1 pseudogene is annotated in these 1587 nt (G+C 57.5%); it reads left to right on the top strand.

The features are described from left to right. Positions 1 to 1587, top strand: a pseudogene (locus PEL01S_RS34170) (condensation domain-containing protein); the annotation flags it as partial.

The following is a 1587-nucleotide window of genomic DNA, read 5'->3' on the forward strand; positions in this document are numbered from 1 at the left end:
GGCAGAGTCGGGGTTCGGGATGACTTCTTCGAGCTTGGCGGGGACTCGATCAAAGCGATCCAAGTGTCTTCGAGATTGTTCCAGGCCGGTTACAAGCTGGAAATGAAAGATCTGTTCAAGCATCCGACCATAGGGGAACTGAGCAGTCATATCCAGGCGGTGACCCGCATCGCGGAGCAGGGTGAAGTGCGCGGAGCGGCTAAGTTGACGCCGATTCAACGCTGGTTCTTCGAGCAGCCGTCGGCTGATCCGCATCACTTCAACCAGGCGGTCATGCTGTACCGCGAGCAGGGCTTCGAGGAAGCTGCGGTCCGTCAGGCGATGCAAAAAATCGCCGAGCATCATGACGCGCTGCGTCTGGTGTACCGTCAAACGGAGCAGGGCTATGAAGGGTGGAACCGGGGGATCGGGGAAGGCGAGCTGTATAGCCTGGAAGTGGTGAATTTCAAAGGCGAAGCGGATATCGCGCAAGCGGTTGAAGCGAAAGCCGGCGAGATTCAAGACAGCATAAACTTGAGCGAAGGTCCCTTGATGAAGCTGGGCTTGTTCCGGTGCGATGATGGCGACCACCTGCTGATCGCGATCCACCATTTGGCGGTGGACGGGGTGTCGTGGCGGATCTTGTTCGAAGATTTTGCGACGGGCTACGAACAGGCGCTGAGCGGAGAGGAAATTCGTTGCCGCAAAAAACGGATTCGTTCCGGAACTGGGCGAAGCAACTGGAGGAGTACGCGAAAAGCCCGGCGCTGGAGAGCGAACGGACCTACTGGGAGCAGTTGGAGCAAGTGAAGCCGACGCCGCTGCCGAAGGACAGCGGGCAGGAAACGGCGTGGGTGCGGGACAGCGAAGCGGTAACGGTACGATGGACGGAAGCGGAAACGGAGCAACTGCTGAAAGAAGCGCACCGGGCATACAACACGGAAATGAACGATTTACTGCTGACGGCGTTGGGGCGTGCGATCCAGTCGTGGACGGGAATGGAGCAAGTGCTGGTGAATTTGGAGGGCCACGGCCGGGAGCAGATTGTAGCAGACATCGACATTACGCGCACCATCGGCTGGTTTACGAGCCAGTATCCGGTCGTTCTGGAGATGGGGGCAGGCAAGGATATAGCCCACCAGATTAAGAGAGTCAAGGAAGGGCTGCGGCAGATCCCGCAGAAAGGGATCGGCTACGGGATACTGAAGCATCTGGCGAATGCGGAGGAGAATCGTGCCGCATTCACGGCGAAGCCGGAAATTAGCTTCAACTACTTGGGACAGTTTGACCAGGATTTTGAAAACAGCGAGTTGCAAATATCGCCGTATCCGGTCGGCGCATTAGTCAGCGGAAACAGAATCCAGACCTACGTTCTGGATATAAATGGTATGGTGTCCGAGGGAGCGCTGCAGCTTACCATCGGATACAGCGGCAAGGAATACCGCAGTGAAACGATGGAGCGGTTAGCGGGCATGATCCGCCAGGCGCTGCAGGAAGTGATCGGGCATTGCGTGGAGAAAGAGAAGCCAGAGCTGACGCCAAGCGACGTGCTGCTGAAAGGATTGACGGTGGAGGAACTGGAGCAGCTTGTAGAGCAGACGGGCCGCA

The sequence above is a fragment of the Paenibacillus elgii NBRC 100335 genome, from assembly GCF_004000865.1.
GTDB classification, from domain to species: Bacteria; Bacillota; Bacilli; order Paenibacillales; family NBRC-103111; genus Paenibacillus_G; species Paenibacillus_G elgii.